This is a genomic window from Microbacterium sp. ZW3a (genome assembly GCF_057167165.1).
Window position 1 is genome coordinate 1,885,647 of record NZ_CM169903.1, and the last position, 18,849, is coordinate 1,904,495.

Here is an 18,849-nt window from a genome sequence, read left to right on the forward strand (position 1 = left end):
CGTGCCCGGGGTCTACCTGGGCGCGATCCTCTTCTCGCTCGCCGGCACGATCGCGATCGACCTGAAGGTCGGTCTGTCGCTGCGCACGGCGCCCCGGCGCACCGTCCTGGCGGTGACTCTGGGCACCCTCTTCTTCCTCCTGTGGGATGCCGTCGGCATCGTCACGGGCGTGTTCGTCAAAGGCTCCAGTCCGCTCTTCGTCGGCGTCGATCTCGCCCCGCACCTGCCCCTGGAGGAAGTCTTCTTCCTCATCTTCCTCAACTACCTCGCGATCATGCTGTGGACGGTGTTCCGTCGTCTCGAGCAGAGACGGGATGCCACGAACCCCGCGGACACCCCCGCGAGAGGGTCCGCGTCGTGACGTATCCGCTGATCGTCCTCCCCTTCGTCGCTGCCACCGTCGTGATCACGCTGCTCAGCGCCCGGCGTCCGCGTTTCGGCCGCCGGATGCGCACCTCGGCGCTGACCGCCCTCGCCCTGATCGTTCTTACGGCGATCTTCGACAACGTCATGATCGCGGTCGACCTGTTCTCGTATCCGCCGGAGCACCTCAGTGGCATCCGGATCGGTCTGGCCCCCCTCGAGGACTTCGCCTATCCCGTCTGCGCCGCGTTCCTCGTGCCGGCGCTGTACACGCTCGTCTCCGCCCGGAGGGAACCCGCATGACCACCCCCGCCGCTCTCACCCCCGGGCGCATCGTGCGCGAACTGTTCGTCTCGTCGCGGCCGGTGAGCTGGATCAACACCGCGTTCCCCTTCGCCGCGGCGTACCTGCTCACCGCGCGTCAGATCGACGCCGCGCTCCTCGTCGGCATCGCGTTCTTCCTGGTGCCGTACAACCTCGCGATGTACGGCGTGAACGACGTGTTCGACTACGAGTCCGACCTGCGCAATCCGCGCAAGGGTGGCACGCACGGCGCGGTGCTCGACCGTCGAATGCACCCGATCACGCTGTGGGCCGCGGCGCTGTCGTGCCTGCCGTTCGTCGTGATCCTGGTGATCCTGGGCTCACCGCTGTCGTGGCTCGTGCTCGCCCTCAGCCTGTTCTTCGTGGTGTTCTACTCCGCTCCCCCGCTCCGCCTGAAGGAGCGGCCGTTCGCCGACTCCGTCACCAGCAGCATCCACTTCTTCTCGCCCGCCGTGTACGGGCTGGTGCTGGCCGGCGCGACATGGACGTGGCAGCTCGTGGCAACTCTCGTCGCGTTCGCGCTGTGGGGCGTCGCGTCCCATGCGTTCGGAGCGGTGCAGGACGTCGAGGCCGACCGCGCCGCCGACATCTCTTCCATCGCGACGGCGCGGGGCGCGCGCTGGACCGTGCGCTTCGCGCTGGCCGCGTACGCCCTCGCCGGCGTCGCGATGCTGCTGACCGCGTGGCCGGGGCCCCTCGCCGCGCTGCTCGTGATCCCGTACCTCGTCGTGGTGTGGCCGTACCGCAACGTGACGGATGCCACCTCCGACAGCGCGACGGCGGGATGGAACCGCTTCCTCTGGCTCAACCAGATCGCCGGGTTCGGCACGACCATGCTGCTGATCTGGTGGTGGTTCCTGAGCGCGTGACGCGCCCCACCCCCGCCCGGGGGCCAGCACCTGGCCGGCGCCGATACGCGAGACGCCGATGCCCCGAAGGGCACCGGCGTCTCGCGTTCTCAGAGAGGGACCTCAGCCCGCGGGGGTCTCCCCGCCGCCCTGGCCCTGCTCCTGCAGCTCGATGAGCCGTTCCACGGCCGCCGTCAGGCGGGCATCCTGCGTCGCGAAGCCGGCGAGGTCACCGCTCGTCAGTGCTTCCTGGCGTGCGGTGAGGGCCGCCTGGGCCTCCGCGAGCGCCGCGGCGTAGTCGCCGGCGGGTGCCGCGGGGGCGTCCGGGGTGGCGCTCCCGCCCTGGTCTGCGCCGTCGGCGCCGTCGTCGGGCGTTACCGCCTCGTCACCCGTATCAGCGCCGGAGTCGCCGCCGAACAGGGCGTCCAGCGCCTCGCTGAGGGTGTTCTCGAACGCGATCTTGTCGCCGAAGGCCACGAGCACGCGCCGCAACTGCGGAAGCTGGGTGCCGCCGGACGACTGCACGAACACCGGCTGAACGTAGAGCAGACCGCCGCCCACGGGGAGGGTGAGCAGGTTGCCGTTGAGCACCTGCGACTGCCCCTGCTGGAGGATGTTGATCTGCGACGAGACCGCGGTGTCGGAGTCGAACGTGTTCTGCACCTGACCGGGTCCGGGGACCGTCGTCGCCCCGTCGATCACGAGCATGCGCAGACGACCGTAATCGTCGCGTTTGGTCCCGGCCTCGTCGCCCGCATTGGAGTCGACCGCCAGATAGCCCGTCAGCACGTTGCGCGCCTGGCCGCCCTGGGAGGCCGGGATGAAGCTCGTGAACATCGAGTAGGACGGGGCGTCCTGACTCGGCATCTGCATCGTGAGGTAGTACGGCGGCTGCAGGGCGTTGGGGTCCTGCGGGTCGTTCGGGGTGGTCCAGCGGTTGTCCTGCTGGAAGAACGACCGCGCGTCGTCGACGTGGTACACCCCGAGCATGGAGCGCTGGACCTTCATGAGGTCGGTCGGGTAGCGCACGTGGCTCATCAGGTCGGCGGACATCTCACTCCACGGCTGGAGGCTCGAGGGGTACACCTTCTGCCACGACTGGAGGATCGGGTCCTCGTCGTCCCAGGCGTAGAGCGTGACCTTGCCGTCGTACGCATCGACGGTGGCCTTGACCGAGTTGCGAATGTAGTTGATGTTGTCGAGCGAATACGTCGGCGACGGGGTGTTCGAGTCCGCGATCGCCCGCGAGAGCGAGACGCTCGACGAGTACGGGTAGTTCGCGCTCGTGGTGTACGCGTCGATGACCCACTTGACGCGGCCGTCGACGACCGTGGGGTACGGGTCGCTGTCGAGCGTGAGGTAGGGCGCGACCTTCTGTACGCGCTCGGTGGGGTCGCGGTCGTACAGGATCTGCGACTCGGAGTTGACGTAGTCCGAGAACAGGATCTGCTCGGACTGGAACTTCAGCGCGTAGATGAGGCGGTTGAAGACGTTACCGACACTCGGGCCGCCATCGCCGCGGAACGTCGTGCGGGTCTCGGTCCCCCCGTCGACACCGATCGGGTAATCGAGCTCGATGTCTTCGCCGCCCTCGGGGCCGCCGACGATCGAGTAGGGCGGCGACTGCTCGCCGAAGTAGACGCGCGGCTCGTACTCCAGGTCGGTGAGGAAGCCCGTGCCCGGGATCGCCTGCTCCAGGAAGACGGGGTCGCCGTCTTCGGTGCGCTCGTTTCCGGCGGCCGCGACCATGCCGTAACCGTGGGTGTACACCAGCGTCGTGTTCTGCCACGTGGCGGCGTCGCCCAGCTGCCCGATGTTCAGCTCGCGCAGGGCCACCACGGCATCCTGGGTCTGTCCGCCGATCTGGTAGCGGTCGACATCGAGGGGATTACCGAACTGGTAGTACGCGCGGTACTGCTCGAGCTGGCGCACGGTCGGACCGATGATGGCCGGGTCCATGATGCGCAGCTGAGCGGTGGAGGCGGCGTCGTTGCGCAGCTGTCCGGCCTGCGCCGTGGTCGTGGCCTCGAAGTTCTCTTTCTCGACGGCGTCGATGCCGTAGGCGGCCTTCGTGCTGTCGATGTTGCGCTGGTAGTACTGGCTCTCGAGCGCGAGCTGGTTCGGGCGCACCTGGAAGGTGTTGACCGCCCACGGGATCGCAGCACCGACGACGATCGCCGACACCACGAGCAGGGCCGTGGCGATGAGGGGGTAGCGCCACCGGCCGATGACCGCGGTCACGAAGAACGCGAGCGCCACGATGATCGCGGCGATGGCCAGGATCGTCTGTCCGGGGATGACGGCGTTGACGCCCACGAACCCGGGTCCGGTGATCCGGTCCTCGGGGGTGACGAGCGTGGTGTACCGATCGAGCCAGAGACTCGCACCCTGGAGCAGCAGGTAAACGCCGGCGAGGACCGCGAGCTGGATGCGGGCGGCCTTGGAGATGCGCAGCTCCCGCTGTCCGACGCGGACGGATCCGTACAGGTACGACACGACGCCCGTCAGCAGCAGGCACACGAGGGCCACGGCCGAGGCGAAGCCGACGACGGTGGTGTAGAAGGGCAGACCGAACAGGTAGAAGCCCGTGTCGAGACCGAACTGCGGATCGGTCGTCGACGTGGCCACACCGTTGAACCACAGCCAGGTGGTCTCCCACTGCGCGGACGCGGCGAAGCCGGCGAAGAAGCCGAAGAACACCGGGATGCCCCACATCGCCAGGCGACGAAGCGGTTCCACGACCTCCTGGTAGCGGTCGAGCTGGGAGCTCAGGCGCGCGTACACCGGTCGCAGACGGTAGGCGAGCTGGATGGCACCCCACACGGGGACCGCCATCGCGAGGAAGCCCACGACGAACATCACCGAGCGTGCGATCCACTGGGTGGCAAGCACCTCGGTGAAGCCCAGCTGCGAGAACCACATCCAGTCGGCATAAAGGTTCGCGAAGAGGAAGAACGCCACGACCAGCGCGGCGATGACCGCCAGGCTGATCGAGATGATTCGTCGGGAGCGGCTCGGGGGCGTGGCCTGGTTCGGCGCTGAGGTCGTGGTCACTCCCCCATCCTAAGCCGCGCCCTCTGGGGGTAAGCCGTGGATGCTACGGCGTCGGGGCAGCCGTCCCGTCGCAGGCCGGAAGCGCGTCCAGGTCGCCGCCGTCGCGGATCCCCTGCAGAACATTCAGCGAATCCTCGAGCGTCGACACGGCGAACACGCGGATGCCATCGGGCACGTGGCCGACCACTTCGTTGCAGTTCGCCTGCGGAGCGAGGAACCAGGTGGCGCCGGCATCCCGTGCGCCGTAGAGCTTCTGACGGATGCCGCCGATGCCTCCCACCGTGCCCGCGGCGTTGATGGTGCCCGTGCCGGCGATGTGCTGGCCACCCGTGAGGTCGCCCGGCGACATCTTGTCGATGATGCCGAGCGCGAACATCATGCCGGCGCTGGGGCCGCCGATGTTGTTCAGTTGGATCGTCACGTCGACCGGGAGGTCGAAGGCGAGGCCGAGAGTGACCCCCAGGAGCCACTGAGGCTCGTCTCTGATCGCCCCCTCCTGCGGGGTGACGGTGACCTGCAGAGCCTCGTCGTCTCGTTCGATGCCCAGGACGACCGGGGCGCCCGCGGCCGCCTGGACGGCTGCGCGGACCTCGTCGACGCTCGTCGCGGGTGTCCCGTCGAGCGAGGTGATCACGTCGCCGACCTCGACGACCCCCGACGCGGCGCCGGCGTCCTCGACCGCGCCCACCACGATTTCCTGCGGGACGTCGTAGCCGAGCTCGCGCAGGGCGGCCGCAGACGCCTCGATCTGCGAGTCGGTCATGAGCACCGCATTCTCGGTGTTGCGCTGCTCGGTCGTCTGCCCCGCGGGGAAGATGCGGTCGACCGGGACGACCGCGCGCGAGGGATCGAACCAGGCCTGGGCCAGTTCGAGCCAGCTCGGCGTGCGCTGCCGGTTGCCGTTGATCTGCACCGTCACCAGGTCGAGCTGCCCCGCCGAGGCGGTGTCGTCTTCCTCCGGCACCGTGATCAGGGGGATCTCTTCTCCGTCGGCGTTGGGCGACGTTCCGAGGGTGTTGAGCACGGGCCCCGGCTGCTGAATGACATAGGGGCTCGGCAGGAACGTGAGGACGAACAGGATGAGGGTCGCCACGGCCAGCGACCACAGCCCGAAGACCGTCGACCGGTTCCGGCGTCGCCGCGGGGCGGGAACGACGGAAACGCTCTCGTCGAACAGGGTCACAGGGCCTCCGTAGCCGGGTCGTTCGCGCGCGGCGTAAGCGGCGAAGGGCCGAGCCGAGGGGAGCGAGGAATCGTGCGACTAGCGTAGATCCCGTTCCCCCAGACCTGGCTGAAAGGCGGCTGAAGTGGCAGACGACGACCGGAGCCCCGAGGAGGAGTTCCAGGAGCTCATGCGGCGCCTGATGTCGGGCGACACCTCCGGGCTCGACCCGGAACAGCTCTCGCGCCTCTCCGGCATGCAGATCGACCCGGCCATGATGCAGGCCGTCATGAACCAGCTACGCGGCGCGTTCTCCGGAGCCCAGGAGGGGATCGATTGGGGCCTGGCCGAGCGCCAGGCGCTGCACATCGCCAACCAAGACGGCCTCGGCGTTTCCGCCGGTCAGCGCACCGACCTCGACCAGGCGTTCACCCTGGCCTCCCTCTGGCTGGGCGAGGCGACCACGATCGCCGACCTCCCGCACCCGGCGAAGGCGGTCACGCGCGGCGCCTGGGTGAGCGCGACGCTGCCCGTCTGGCAGGAGCTCGCCGAGCCGGTCGCCACGAGCATCGCCGACGCTCTGACCGACGCCCTCGGCCAGCAGGCTCCCGACGACATGCAAGACCTCATCGCCGGCGCCGGGCGCCTGATGCGCACCGTCGGCGGCTCGCTGTTCGCCACCCAGCTCGGCCACGTGGTCGGACGCCTCTCGACCGAGGTCGTCGGCGGTGGTGATGTCGGCATCCCGGTGATGCCCGACGGAGAGGCCGCGATCCTCCCCCAGAACTTCGCCGACTTCGGCCGCGATCTCGAAATCCCCGAGGACCAGCTGGCGCTCTACCTGGCCACGCGCGAGCTCGCCCACGCGCGTCTGTTCCGACACGCGCGCTGGCTGCGGCTGCACGTGATCTCCCAGGTGCGCGAATTCGCGCACGGCATCCACGTCGATACCGATGCCCTGGAAGAGCTGGCCTCACGCTTCGATCCGTCACAGCCCGATGAGCTGCGCAGCGCACTCGAGAGCGGTGCCCTGCTCCCGCAGCGCTCGGAGGAGCAGACGGCAGCCCTGACCCGGCTGGAGAACCTCCTCGCCACCATCGAGGGATGGGTCGACGTGGTGACCGAAGACGCCACCGCGCGCCTGCCGTCGGCCGTCCGGATCGCCGAGGCCGTGCGGCGGCGCCGCGCCGTGGGCGGACCCGCCGAGCAGGCCCTGGGCTCGCTCGTGGGGCTCGAGCTCCGCCCGCGACGCATGCGCGAAGCAGCCGCCATGTGGCGCGCCGTGACCGACGCGGTCGGCGTGGCAGGGCGCGACGCCCTGTGGGACTACCCCGACCTCATGCCCTCGTCCGACGACATCGACGACCCCGCCGGACTCGTCGCCCGTCTGACCGCGCAGTCACGCGGTGAAGCGGCTCCCGCAGATGCCATGGATGACGCGCTCGCACAGCTCATCGCCGAGGAGACCGCCGGCACCGCGGACCCGTCGGATCCTGCCGGCCCCTTGGCCACGGACTCCTCCGACCCCGACGACGACGACCCGGCACCGGGAGACCAGCGCCCCGTCTGACCCCTTCTCCCCAGGGCGGATGACGCACGATCGCCCTGGGGAGAACCGCTCCCGGCTCGCGAGCCGGGTCAGCATGGGGGCATGCTTCGAATCGATCCCTCCGCTCCCCCGCTCTGGCGCGACGACGGCAGCGTGCAGTTCGGCTCACCGGCGCGGGCGCGCATCACCGAGATCGCCCCCTGGACCGATGCGGCACTCGCTGCCCTCGAGTCCGGAACCTCGCGTGCCGCCGTGCGCGGCCTGGCCCGTCTTCACGGCGACCGCGACGCCGACGCCGACGCTCTGATCGCGCGCGTTCAGCCCGCCCTCATCCGGCGACGACGCGCGAGACCGATCGTCGTCCAGACCACCGACGACCTCCCTCCCGCGACCGTCCGCGCCGCACTGGCTGCGTTCCCTCCGCGTACCCGGCGGATCGACTGGGCCGGTAACGCGACCGACGACGTCCCGGCGAGCACGCGGGTGGTCCTCCTCGCCGCGCATCGCGTCGATCCGCGCCGAGCCGTCGCCCTGGTGCGCGACGACGTGGTGCACATTCCGCTCGTGCTCGACGGCGCCACCGCGCTCATCGGTCCCGTCGTGGTGCCCGGGCACACCGCGTGCTTGGCCTGTCTCGATGCCACGCGCCGGCGCGACGATCCCTCGTGGCCCCTCGTGGCCGCTCAGCTGCTGGCTCGGCCCCGACCCGACGTCGACCCCACTCTGGCGGCCGAGGCCGGCCGGGCCGCACGCCATCTGCTCAGCGATCCGCCCGGCGCGGTGTCCCGTTCGCTGCGCCTGCGCGTCGACTCGCTCCAGCGGGCCTGGGAAGTCCATCGGCCGAGCGAAGACTGCCGCTGCCGATCTCTCGCAGGAATCTCGACGGCGTCCGCTCCGACCGTCCCCGTCCCCGCGACCAGCTCACCGACAGCGTCTGCGCCGCACGCGTGACGCCCACGTATGCCAGGCGGCGCTCCTCATCGACCGCGTCGAACGTTGTCGCGTACGAGATCGGCAGGAGGCCCTCGCTCACCCCGATGAGGTACACGTGATCCCACTCCAGCCCCTTCGCGGCGTGAAGCGTGGCCAGGGTCACCGTGCGCGTCGCCGGCTCGTGCTGGTCCTTCGCGCGTGCCTGCAGATCGTCCGTGAACGACCGCAGGTCGGTGCCGGCGGGTGCCTCCTCGGCCAGGCGCAGCAGCGCCGCCCGCGCTTCCCATCCCTCGCGCAGAGCCCCGCCTGCCGCGGGCGGATCGTCGGTGAGGCCGACGCTGCGCAACACGTCGCGCACCGTGGCCAAGAAGCCGGTCTCCATGGGCGCCACCGAGGCGGCGCGCAGAGCCATGAGCGCTTGCCGAACCTCCGGCAGATCGAAGAACTTGCGTCCTCCGAGCACCGACGCCGCGATCGAGTGCTTCGCCAGCGCGCCGAGCACCGCCGCCGACTGCGCGTGCGAGCGATAGAGCACGGCGATCGTGCGCGGATCGACCCCCTCGCGCACGGCAGCCGCGATCGACGCCGCCACACCCTCCGCTTCCGCCTCTTCGTCGTCGTAGGCGCGAACGGTGGGGACGGGCGACGGATCCTCGCGCGCCGCCACGAGTTCGAGGGCACCCGCGCGCCCGCGCATCAGGTCGTTCGCCACCGCCAAGACGGCAGCACTGGAGCGATAGTTGCGCTCGAGCTTGACCACGCGCGCGTCGTCGTGCGTACGCGCGAACTCGAGCAGGTAGCGGGCGTCGGCGCCCGTGAACGAGTAGACGGTCTGGCTCGCATCGCCCACCACGCACAGATCACGCCGATCACCGAGCCACAGCTCGAGAAGTCTGTTTTGCAGCGGCGAGACGTCCTGGTACTCGTCGACGGTGAAGTGCCGGTACTGCTCGCGCACCGCCGCCGCCACACGGGGTTCGGCCTCGATCATGCCGGCGCACGTGAGCAGGACGTCCTCGAAGTCCATCTGCCGTCGCTCATCCTTGAGCTTCTCGTACGCGCCCTGGAGGGCGACGACCTGGTCGACGGTCAGCCGCCCGATCCCTCCCGGGCGGTCGGCCGCGTACTGCTCGATCGAGCGCATCGTGACCTTGCGCCACTCGATCTCCGCGGCGATATCGCGCAGGGTCGCGGTGTCGGGCGCCAGCCCCACGCCGTCCGCAGCGTGCGCGAGCATCCGCACCTTGTTGTCGATGATGCTCGGGGCCTGGTCGCCCGCGAGAGTGGGCCAGAAGAAGTTCACCTGCGCCAGCGCGGCCGCGTGGAACGTGCGCGCCGACACGCCCGTCACACCGAGCGCACGCAACCGACCACGCATCTCACCGGCGGCCTTCGCGGTGAAGGTCACCGCCATCACCCGTTGCGGCGAGTAGGCACCGGTGTCGACGCCATGGGCGATCCGCCGCGTGATCACCCGGGTCTTCCCCGTGCCGGCGCCCGCCAAGACGCACACCGGGCCGCGCAATGCACGGGCGGCTTCGAGCTGATGCTCGTCGAGGCCGCTCAGCGGTTCCACGCTCACGAGTTCCCCCGGTACCAGTCATCGATGAGGCGGTACGCGATCGACGCCGCCCCGGGGAGCTGCACAGCGGACTCGCCGCGCAACCCCGCGCCGATCTCGGCGCGGTCGAACCAGCGCACTTCGACGATCTCCTCACCGTCGGGACGGGCCTCGTCGTCGCGGACCGCCTGCGCACGGAAGCCCAGCATGAGAGATCGCGGGTACGGCCACACCTGCGAACCGCGGTAAGCGATGTTCTCGAGCCGAACGCCCGATTCCTCGCACACCTCACGCGCCACGGTGTCTTCGAGCGACTCGCCCGCCTCGGCGAACCCGGCGAAGCACGAATACCGGCTCCCGCCCCAGGCCGCGTTGGCGCCGAGGAGGACACGGTCCGGATCCTCCGCGGAGGTGACCAGAACGATCACCGCCGGATCCGTCCGCGGGAAATGCTCGCGACCGCAACTCGGGCAGTGGCGCGACCACCCCGCGTGCCGCAGCACGGTCTCCGCCCCGCACGCAGGACAGAACGCGGCGTCGCGCAGCCACCCCGCCAACGCCACGGCGGTGCCGAGGATCTCCGCCTCCTCGCGGGGCAGGTCGCCCCCGACCGCGCGCAACGGCGCCCACCGCGCGTCAGACGGCAGAGCGGCATCCGCTTCCTCGTCCACGACCGCCACGAGCAGGGCGGCCGCGTCGGACGCCCGCCCGAGGAAAGCCCAGGCACGGGCGCGAGTGACGGCCTCGACGGGGGCGAACAGCAGACGCCCCTCCGACACCGGTGCCGCGTCGCCGTGGACCAGGAGCACTCGCGTCGCCGAGCCGCCGCGCTCGCGCCCGATCAGGTCGTCGACGTCGCGTTCCGCCCCGGCACGGTCGAGGACTCCTCCCGGCCATCGACCGGGCTCCGACGAAGCGGGCAGCGGCATCGAACACCTCTCTCAAGGGCGTGGCGCGGGGGGAACAAGAGAGCGACCGACCTACCCTGGGGGCATGGCACGCTCGCCCCTCACTCTAGCCGCGTCCGCGACGGCGGCCCTGCCCCGGATCGGTGTGACGAGCGCCGCCCCGCTGACCGAGAACGCGAGCGGACGCTTCGACTCGGCTCTGCTCGGCCTCGACGATGGTCGGACGGTCGTCGTTCGCATGCCCGCGACCGAAGACACCTCCCCCGACCTGGCCGCGGAGTCGCGCGCCCTCCACGCCCTGACTCCGGGGGTTCGGGCGCTGCTGCCCTTCGCGGCACCGACCGTCATCGGAGAGAACGGCTCAGGAGCGCAGCGCGTGCTCGTGGTCGACGTCATCGAGGGGTATCGCATCGACCCGGCGGAGCTCCCCAAGGGGCCCGGCTACGCGCCGGCGATCGGCGGTGCCCTCGCGGCCGTCCACGCCCTGCCCGTGTCGATCGTGCGCACCGACGGTCTGCCCGTTCGCTCGCCCGAGCAGGTGCGTGACGATGTCGCCCGGTTGCTCGATCGCGCCGACGCGACCGGTCGCGTCCCCGACGGGCTCATGATGCGCTGGCGACGTGCCCTGCAGGTCGATGACCTGTGGCGCTTCGAGTCGGCGGTCGTGCTGGGCGGTGCCACGAGCGCGTCGATCCTCCTCACCGACGACGCCGACGGCATCCCGCACGTCAGCGGTGTCCTCGACTGGGCCGGCCTGAGCGTCGGCGACCCCGCGGTCGACCTGCGCTGGCTCGCCTCCGCACCGACCGCCGCCGACGACGTGCACGAGGGCTATGCCGCCGCCGGGGAACGCTCCCCCGATCCGCTCCTGCGCGAGCGCGCCCGCCTCTACGCCGAGCTCGAGTTCGCCAAGTGGCTCGTGCACGGCCACGACGAGGGCGAATCCGACGTCGTCGCCGACGCCGTCGCCCTGCTCACGGCGCTGGCCGACGGGGTGCGCGGAGACCACATCGTGCCGTCTACGCGCTCCGACATCGACGACGCGATGGCCCTCGTCGAACGCATGCCGCCGACCGCGGCGACCGCGGTCGACACCTCCATGCAGACCGACGCGTACGACCCGGAGGCGCTGTCGCTGTACCTCTCGGCCGAGCGCGACCGGCAGGCAGCGGCGGCGGGCCTCGCCGAGGCACTGGCCGCCGACGAGTCGATCCCGGATGCCTCGACGAGTGCCCCGTCGTTCGGTGAGATCGACGACGCGGAGCCGGACGACCCCGGTCCCACCGCGCCGATCGACCTCGACGGTTGGACGGGCGGATCCCCCTCCGACGCGGGCGAACAGCCCGCGGCCCGGGAGGCACGTCTTGATCGGGAGCCGGACGACCCGCAGACCACGAGCGCCTCGCAAGCGGCACCGAGCGGCAACGCCGCCCGTGCCGATCCGCTCGACGACGAAGAAGAGGCCGCGCGGGCAACCCGGGCCGCCCTCCGCCGATGGGGAGTCTCGCGCGACGGGGCGTGAGCGGGCGGCGTCCGCCTCAGCTTCGCGGCCCGCGCATCACCCCCGGAGGACGATCTCGTCGCCCACGTAGAACAGCGTCACGTCGATCAGATCCATCGGAATAGCGTGCTTCGCGTGGTACGCCTCGCGGTACAGCTCGAGCTGCAGCATCCGGGAGCGACGCTCCGATTCTGAGGCCGGGGGCCGCCCGGTCTTCCAGTCGACGATCTCGTACCGATCGCCGCGCCGGTAGACCGCGTCGAGCTTGCAGATCACGACGTGCGGGCGCCCGTCGAGAAGCGTCGTGACGAAGTCGATCTCCGTCTCGACCTCGAGCGGCTGCAGGTGCGCCCATTCCGAACGTTCGAAGATCTCCCTGAGCCGCTGCAGCTCCGCGGCATCCGCGGCGGCCGCACCCTCGTCTTCGTCGTCCCACAGCCCGCCGTCGTCGAGCCCGGTTCCCGCCCCCACGAGACCGGAGCGCTTCTCCACCCACGCGTGGAAGAGGGTGCCGAGGCGAGTCTGCCGGTACGGACGCTCGGGAAGCGGGCGCCGCAACTCCTCCACGGTCCCCGCGTAGTCCGAAACGAAGTCCTTGAAGCGTGAGGCGGGAATGCGGGTCGGCGCCGGCGTGTGCGTGGGTCGAAGACGATCGGCGCGCTCGGCGAGGAGCAATTCGAGGTCGGCATCCGGGGCATCCGCCGGGCGCGCACGCGCGGCCGCGACCTCGTCGACCGCGGCGGTGATCGCGGTGCATCGGGCGCCGAGCGGGTCGAGCGGCCAGTGCAGCAGACGCCGCTCGCCGTCATAGGGATCGTCGCCGGGATCATCGACGCCGAGGTCGATGCCGAGCGCTTCCGTCGCCTCGTCGAGGAAGACACTGGGACGCCGCGGACGCTTCGTTCCCGACCAGCTCGATCCCGACAGGAGCAGGTGATCGCGAGCCCGGGTGAAGGCCACGTACGCCAGCCGGCGGTCCTCGTCGAGCTGACGTTGCCGGTTGGCCTCGACGAACGCGTCAATCGCCGCCTTCACGTCTTGCTGCGTCTCGGCACCACGCCACCCGAGCACCGGCAGCCACGCCGAGTCACCGCGGAACTCCGACGGCAGGATGCCGAAACCCAGCCAGCCCTTCGTGTCGCGCGCGAGCGACGGCAGTTCGTCGGTGACCAGGCGCACCACCGCGACGGCATCCCACTCGAGCCCCTTGGATCCGTGGATCGTGAGCAACTGCACGACGTCGTCTTCGGGGGGCTCGGTGCGCGGGGCGAACTCGTCGGCCTGCTCGGCGTGATCGAGCCACGCGAGGAGGTTGGTCACCGACCCCGACTCGTCGGCGGCGAGGAAGCCGCGGATCTCGTCGACGAAGGCACGCAACTGCGCGGACGCGGTGCGCGCCGAACCGCGCGACTCGTTCGCCGCGAGCTCGATGTCAAGCCGCAGCTCGGCCTCGATCAGGCGGATCAGCTCGGGAATCGGGGCGCCGATGGAACGGCGGAGCCCCGCGAACACCGATCCCGCCTCCCGCAGCCGCGATCGTCCGTCTGGCGTGATGTCGCTCAGCCAGCCGTGACCGTCGGTCTGCCGGGCCAGGAAGTCGAGCGCGTCCACCAGCGACGCCCGGTCGGCCCCGGGGGTCGACCGCAGCCGGTCGACGACGTCGGGGGCCAGCGGCTGCAGCGCGGCGTCGTGGGTCGCGAGGCGACGCGCCAGCTGGGCCAGGGCACGCAGGTCGGCGAGACCGATCGACCACCGCGGGCCCGCGAGCAGACGGATGAGCGCCGAGCCGGCCTCGGGATCGCTGATCACCCGCAGCGCCGACACGACGTCGACGACCTCGGGGGTGGTGAGAAGCCCCCCGAGTCCCAGAATTCGGTGCGGGATGCCACGGCGCCCGAGCGCATCACCGAAACGCACCATGTGCTTCTTGCTCCGGAAGAGCACCGCCCCGGTCGTCGGGTGACCCTCCGCCGCACGGGCGGCCCGCACCCCGGCGAACCACGCCGCGACACGGTCGGCCTCGGTGTCGAGATCCCGCTCGAAGAACGTCTCGACCACGCCCTCGGGAGCGCCGGGACGCGAGCGCAATTCCTCGACGGCGACCGGGGAGCGGGGCGCCAGGGGCGCGAGCACGGCGTTGGCCGCCGTCAGCACCCGCGCGCTGTTGCGCCAGCTGGTGAGGAGCGAGAACTCCCGGCATCCACCCCCCGGGGCGAACGCGGCCGGGAAACCGCCGAGGTTTCCCGCGCTCGCGCCACGCCACGCGTAAATCGCCTGGTGCGGATCGCCCACGGCCATGACACCGGTCTCGGCGAACAGGGTCGAAAGCAGGTCGGTCTGGACCACGGAGGTGTCTTGATACTCGTCGAGCAGCACCACGCGATAGCGCGACCGCAGCTCGTCGACGACGGCGGGATGCTCCCGAACGATTCGGAGGGCCCCGGCGACCTGGTCGGCGAAGTCCATGACGCCCAGCCGCGCTTTCTCGCGGTCGTACGCGGCCGCGAGCCCCGCCAGCATTCCCAGAGCCGACACCCGCGATGCCGCCTCGGCGACGTCTTTGTAGACGGTCACCCGCGACGATGTCGACGGCCGCTCCACGACGCGCGCGAACTCCTCGGGGAAGGCGGCGAGGCGATCCAGATCGACGAGGTTGTCGACACCGTCGCGAGCGATGCGCAGCGCGGCGTCGATGAGCGTGCGCGGCGACTCCTGGCGCTCCTCCAGCCGCGGGTCGTCCGAAGTGAAGACGACCCGCCGCATGAGCAGCCACGCCGCCGAGTCGGAGAGAATCGCCGACTCGGAGTCGCGTCCGATGCGCAGACCGTGCTCGCGCACGATCGCGTCGGCGAAGCTGTTGTACGTCGACACGGTGGGCCGATGCAGGAGTTGGTCGTCGTCGCCACCGGATGCGGCGTCGACCCCGAGTTCGTGGGCGAGGGCATCGAGCACCCGCCGCCGTTCCTCGTCGCCGCGAGCCCCCTCGCGAGTGGCCAGCTCGGCGAAGACCGCCAGGCGCCCGGCGGCGTGCAGCGCCGGCAGCACGGGCAGCAAACCCCTCGATTCGAACTCCGACAGCCGGTGCAGGCGGCGGTGGATGCGTTCGGCCAGCTCGCCCGCGGCCTTTCGGGTGAACGTGAGGCCGAGCACCTCGTCGCGGCGCACGAGCCCATTGGCCACGAGCCAGACCACGCGACCCGCCATGGTCTCGGTCTTGCCGCTGCCGGCGCCCGCCACGACGAGAGCCGGGGAGAGCGGTGCCTCGATGACCTCGGTCTGCTCGGGGGTGGGCGGGAACTGGCCCAGCGCCGCGGCGATCGTCGCCGCCGGGAGGAGGGCGCTCACGAGGCACTCACCGCCGAGACGGTGTGGATACGGCACAGCCCGAAGGAGAACTCGTCGCGGCAGTGCACCTCATACGGCGCCGCGAAGCTCCGGCCGCGCATGACGCCGACCGCCCGCTGGACGCGGGCGACGAACTGCTCACGGGCGTCGTCGTCGAACGGGGCCTGGCGGGGTTCGGCATAGTCCTTGGTCGCGGCGGTCGGCCGCAGCACGAGCAGCTTCGCCCCGCCCGAGGGCAGCCCGGCGACCGGCTCGATCGCCCCGGATGCGAAGGCGAGTTGGTAGGCGGCCAGCTGCGGGTTGTCGGCGACCTTGGCGTCGGTCTGCGGCTCGTTCTTGCCCGTTTTCAGATCGACGATCACTACCTCACCCTGCGGGGTGATCTCGACGCGGTCGATGTCGCCGCTCAGCATCGCGCGGTGCTCCCCCGCGTCGTCGACGGGGATGGGCACGTCGAAGTGTCGCTCGGCCCCGACGAGGCGTCCGCCGGCGTCGTCGAACCGGCGGAGGTAGGCGGCGAGCCGGCGCACGAGCTCGCGCGCACGCACCCGTTCGGCGCGTTCCCGCCAGGCCGCGTCGAAGACCAGCTCACCCCAGCGTTCGTCGACCACTGACCAGAGGTCGTCTTCGCTGCCCGAAGCCGCCGTTTCAAGGGCGGCGTGGATGATCGTGCCGATGCCCGCCGTGGTTCCGCTCCGGTCTCCGCCGAGGTCGCCGATCACCCAGTCCAGTTCGCACTGTTCCAGGGCGTGCAGCCTCGACGGCGAGACGCGGACGTCTTCGCGGGTGAGGTCGCGCAGCGGCGCCGTCGAACTCGGCGCCGCGACCCCGTACCACTGATCCGCGGCCGCTCCCGCGACGCCCGCCGACGCGAGCAGGGCGAGTTGGCCCGCCGCGTGGCGCCGGTCGGACGCGGCCACGCGAGGTGCCGTGAGCGTGCGGCGATGACGGGCGACGAGACCGCGGAGCGATAACGGGTGCTCCGGGACGGCCGACGCGGGCTCGGGGGTCGGGAGCATCTCGAACAGCACGCTCGGGCCGGTGTCGTCGTCGTCGACGGCCGTGACGATCAGCCGCGCGTGAGCACGGGAGATCGCGCGCACGAACAGCCGAAGCTCGTCGTGCATCGCCGCCCGGCGGCGATCGAGCATGCCGGCGGCGGGCAGGTCAGGGAACTGCACGGCATCGGCGAGACGCCACGTCTCGAGGAGGCCCCCGCGCAACCGGGTATTGGGCCACACTCCGTCTTGCACGCCGGCGACGACGACCGTGTCGAACGCCGTACCGGCGGCAGCCGCCGGGGTCAGCACGCGGACGGTGTCGACCACGGCGGGCTGCTCGATCCGGTCTTCGGCGACGTCGCTGTCGAGCACCGAGCGCAGGAACGCTGCGGCCTCGCCGTCGGGCTCGCGCTCGGTGAAGCGCTTTGCCGCCTGGAACAGCGCGACGATGGCATCCAGGTCGCGATCGGCCTGCTCGGCCACCGGACCGTTGCCGCGCGCCGCCTCGCGCCACGGGCGAAGGAGCCCGCTGCGCTCCCATGCGGTCCACAGCAGCTCATGGGCGGTGGCGTGAGCCTCGGCGCCGACCCGGAGGGCGGCCAAGGTCTCCCCCAGGCGTGCGGCCCGCCGAGCTTCGCGCGTGTCGATCGTTTCGAACTCGAGCGGATGCCGCACCCCCGACACCAGCAGGTCGCTCGCGGTGCGGACGCCCCCGCTCCCGACCTCCTCGTGGCGCAGCGCGGTGCGCAGACGTCGAAGCTCGATGGGGTCGAGCCCGCCGTACGTGCCGAGCAGCACGTCGACGACGGCGTCGGCCGACCAGAGGTCGGGCTCGCGCATGCCGAGCTCGACCAGGGCGATGAGGTCGCGGACCGTCCGCTGGGCGCCGAGCGCGAGCCCCGGACCGCTGGCGCGCGCCGGAACCTCGCGCGCGGCCAGCTCGGCCTCGAGCGACGCGACCTGCCGGGAATCGTGGGCGATGACCGCGCACGCCCCCCACGGCACGCCGTCGAGGACGTGCCGCTCGCGAAGGATCCGCGCGATGGCGTCGACCTCTTCCGCCGGGGAGCGCAGGAGGAACGTGCGCACCGACCCCTCGGGAGCGGCGCCGGACGGCGGTCGCCTGTGCGCGACCACTCCGGCCGCGCCGATGCGCGCCGACACGGTGCGGATGAGGTCGATCTGCTCGGCCGTGCCGCGGTGCGGCGATCCGAGGGCAGCCATCGTTCCGAGCTCGGTGGCGAGTCGCGCGAAGTTCTCGGGACTGGCGCCGCGGAAGGCCCCCGATCCCACGTCGGGGTCGCCGAAGGCGACGACGCCGATCCCCCGCGCCCGGCAGGCCTGCAAGAGATCGATGCCGCCCGCCGTGAGCTCTTGCGCGTCATCGACGAGGATGCAGCGGAGCGAGGCGAAGCGTCCGAGGAGCTCACGCTCGGCGGCGGCCTCGTGCAGCACGGCGACGGCCTCTCGGGCCAGATCGGCGGCGTCGCGGTGAGCCCCGCGCATCTCGGCGCGGACGGCCCGGTACTCCGCGGCGAAGGAGCCGACCGCCGTCCATACCGGCACGCCGTGACGGTCGGCGAGGGCGGGGAGGTCTTCCGGGGCGATCGCGAGATCGGTGCACTCCGCCAAGAAGGCGCGCAGGTCGCCGCGGAAGCCGCGCGTGGCGCGGATCGATGCGCCGAGCCACTCCGGCCAGCGCGATCGACCCTCGGCCTCGTCGAGGGCGTCGCCGTCGAGCAGTTCGCGGATGATCTGGTCTTCATCGCCGCCGGTGAGGAGCTGCGGGGGCTCAGCCCCGCGTCGCACCTCTGCCCCGCGCACGAGCTGGAACGCGAACGAGGCGAGCGACCGTGCCACGGCACCGGAGGTGGCGCGACCGACGGCGAGGGCCAGCGGATCGCGCAATGCTGTGGCCGCCGGGCGAGTCGGCGTGAGGACGAGCAGGTGGTCGGGGTCGACGCCCTCGTCGATCAGCGCGCGCACCCGCGCGAGAAGCGTCGAGGTCTTCCCCGATCCGGGGGCTCCCACCACCGCGCCGCTGGCGTCGGCCCCCCAGGACGCCACGGTGCGCTGCGCGTCGTCGAGGTCGTCGAGCGCCAGGGGCCGGAGGGCGATCCGGTCGCCGTCACGGCTGCGGGTGACGGCATCCGGGTTCTGCATGCGTTCCACGCTAGCCGCGGCCTCCGACACCACGGCGGCGACCCGCTCCGTTCGCCGTCCGCGAAGCGGACCGCCGCGCGGGTCATGGCCTCCGCGGGCTGTCGTAGAGTCGGAGCATCGCGCCGGGAAGACCGAGA

11 protein-coding genes are annotated in these 18,849 nt (G+C 71.4%); 5 read left to right on the forward strand and 6 right to left on the reverse strand.

Going from position 1 to position 18,849, the window contains the following annotated elements; all coding sequences use genetic code 11:
• The first annotated feature begins 1 nt into the window (after position 1).
• The 3 genes from ACU6WY_RS08895 to ACU6WY_RS08905 are packed head-to-tail and all read left to right on the forward strand — an operon-like array spanning position 2 to position 1,556.
• A complete protein-coding gene (locus ACU6WY_RS08895) occupies positions 2 to 361 on the forward strand; it encodes a lycopene cyclase domain-containing protein (RefSeq protein WP_483819307.1) in 360 nt (119 codons plus the stop codon).
• Positions 358 to 666: a lycopene cyclase domain-containing protein gene (locus ACU6WY_RS08900; RefSeq protein WP_483819308.1), complete on the forward strand. Its 309-nt coding sequence runs from the start codon at positions 358 to 360 to the stop codon at positions 664 to 666. The genes ACU6WY_RS08895 and ACU6WY_RS08900 overlap by 4 nt, the downstream gene beginning before the upstream one ends.
• Positions 663 to 1,556 carry a prenyltransferase gene (locus ACU6WY_RS08905; RefSeq protein ID WP_483819309.1) on the forward strand — a complete coding sequence of 298 codons (894 nt, stop codon included), beginning with the start codon at positions 663 to 665 and terminating at the stop codon, positions 1,554 to 1,556. The genes ACU6WY_RS08900 and ACU6WY_RS08905 overlap by 4 nt, the downstream gene beginning before the upstream one ends.
• 102 nt (positions 1,557 to 1,658) lie before the next feature.
• Here ACU6WY_RS08905 and ACU6WY_RS08910 read toward each other — a convergent pair whose 3' ends face one another.
• Positions 1,659 to 4,589 carry a UPF0182 family membrane protein gene (locus ACU6WY_RS08910; protein ID WP_483819310.1) on the reverse strand — a complete coding sequence of 977 codons (2,931 nt, stop codon included), beginning with the start codon at positions 4,587 to 4,589 and terminating at the stop codon, positions 1,659 to 1,661.
• Between the two features lie 43 nt (positions 4,590 to 4,632).
• Positions 4,633 to 5,772 (reverse strand): YlbL family protein, encoded by a 1,140-nt coding sequence (locus tag ACU6WY_RS08915; RefSeq protein ID WP_483819311.1) that lies wholly within the window; start codon positions 5,770 to 5,772, stop codon positions 4,633 to 4,635.
• 124 nt (positions 5,773 to 5,896) lie between these two features.
• Between ACU6WY_RS08915 and ACU6WY_RS08920 the strand changes: the two genes are divergently transcribed.
• The gene (locus tag ACU6WY_RS08920) at positions 5,897 to 7,321 is read left to right on the forward strand and encodes a zinc-dependent metalloprotease (RefSeq protein ID WP_483819312.1); all 1,425 of its coding nucleotides are present in this window, start codon (positions 5,897 to 5,899) and stop codon (positions 7,319 to 7,321) included.
• 739 nt (positions 7,322 to 8,060) lie between these two features.
• On the opposite strand, the gene ACU6WY_RS08925 is transcribed toward ACU6WY_RS08920, so the two are convergent.
• Complete coding sequence (locus tag ACU6WY_RS08925; protein ID WP_483819313.1) at positions 8,061 to 9,815, reverse strand: ATP-dependent helicase; 1,755 nt, start codon at positions 9,813 to 9,815, stop codon at positions 8,061 to 8,063.
• Positions 9,812 to 10,723 carry an NAD(+) diphosphatase gene (gene nudC, locus ACU6WY_RS08930; protein WP_483819314.1) on the reverse strand — a complete coding sequence of 304 codons (912 nt, stop codon included), beginning with the start codon at positions 10,721 to 10,723 and terminating at the stop codon, positions 9,812 to 9,814. The genes ACU6WY_RS08925 and nudC overlap by 4 nt, the downstream gene beginning before the upstream one ends.
• Positions 10,724 to 10,787: 64 nt before the next feature.
• Here nudC and ACU6WY_RS08935 point away from each other — a divergent pair, with 64 nt between their 5' ends.
• A complete protein-coding gene (locus ACU6WY_RS08935) occupies positions 10,788 to 12,224 on the forward strand; it encodes a phosphotransferase (RefSeq protein ID WP_483819315.1) in 1,437 nt (478 codons plus the stop codon).
• Positions 12,225 to 12,260: 36 nt separating this feature from the next.
• Here ACU6WY_RS08935 and ACU6WY_RS08940 read toward each other — a convergent pair whose 3' ends face one another.
• Both ACU6WY_RS08940 and ACU6WY_RS08945 read right to left on the reverse strand, forming a co-directional pair.
• Positions 12,261 to 15,548, reverse strand: a complete 3,288-nt coding sequence (locus ACU6WY_RS08940; RefSeq protein WP_483819316.1) for an ATP-dependent helicase — start codon at positions 15,546 to 15,548, stop codon at positions 12,261 to 12,263.
• Entirely contained in the window at positions 15,545 to 18,712 is a 3,168-nt protein-coding gene (locus ACU6WY_RS08945; protein WP_483819317.1) for an ATP-dependent helicase, read from the reverse strand. Before ACU6WY_RS08945 ends, ACU6WY_RS08940 begins: the two co-directional genes overlap by 4 nt.
• Positions 18,713 to 18,849: the final 137 nt, after the last annotated feature.

Coding starts and splice junctions, on each gene's coding strand:
- ACU6WY_RS08905 (WP_483819309.1), top strand. CDS start 663: ATGACCACCCCCGCCGCTCTCACCCCCGGGCGCATCGTGCGCGAACTG.
- nudC (WP_483819314.1), bottom strand. CDS start 10,723: ATGCCGCTGCCCGCTTCGTCGGAGCCCGGTCGATGGCCGGGAGGAGTC.
- ACU6WY_RS08935 (WP_483819315.1), top strand. CDS start 10,788: ATGGCACGCTCGCCCCTCACTCTAGCCGCGTCCGCGACGGCGGCCCTG.
- ACU6WY_RS08945 (WP_483819317.1), bottom strand. CDS start 18,712: ATGCAGAACCCGGATGCCGTCACCCGCAGCCGTGACGGCGACCGGATC.